The 548-nt window shown below is 61.1% G+C and carries 1 protein-coding gene; it reads left to right on the forward strand.

Annotation, left to right across the window (positions count from 1 at the left end):
• Positions 1-157 precede the first annotated feature (157 nt).
• Positions 158-490, forward strand: a complete 333-nt coding sequence (locus ABD225_RS18250) for a GIY-YIG nuclease family protein (RefSeq protein WP_344089029.1) — start codon at positions 158-160, stop codon at positions 488-490.
• Positions 491-548: the final 58 nt, after the last annotated feature.

The raw sequence follows: 548 nt of genomic DNA on the forward strand, positions 1-548 counted from the left end.
CGTCAGTTGACCGGGGCCCGCCACATATCACCTACAGAACCCCGCCATTTAACGGCGCAAGCCACACTTTGTCGTCACCGAGTCCCGCAAGACCGTATTCGTGGGGCTGTACCAGGTCGACCGGCGGGAGGTTTGCCCGCCGGGCAGTCTTGACCCGATGTTGAGGCACGACATTTCGGGATTCCACAGGTATGCGATGCATCCGCTCGAAGCCTTGGCTGAGTACCAAGACAAAGTGGTTATCGACTGGGGTCCCGGTACGCGCGCCTGGGTCCAACTCGCCAGGAACCAGGCGAAGCCCGTGACCGAGATCGCGCAGCAGTACGAACCACCCTTCCCTGGTTTCCGCTCATTCGTCCGACCGGTAGACGCGATCTCCTCTCTACCTGATGGGTGGAAGCAGGTGCTCCGCAGTGTCAAGGGCGTCTATGTACTTGTTGATCGTGACTCTGGCCACCAGTACGTCGGCTCGGCTAAGGGCGAGCAATGATCAGAACCTGTGGATGGCCTTCGGCGGGGTGGCGTGAGGGAGCGCACCTTCCCGAGGA

The organism is Nostocoides veronense, assembly GCF_039531185.1.
Lineage (GTDB): Bacteria > Actinomycetota > Actinomycetes > Actinomycetales > Dermatophilaceae > Nostocoides_A > Nostocoides_A veronense.

Excerpts from the sequence above, each read along its gene's own strand:
- ABD225_RS18250 (WP_344089029.1), top strand. The coding sequence starts at position 158 with ATGTTGAGGCACGACATTTCGGGATTCCACAGGTATGCGATGCATCCG.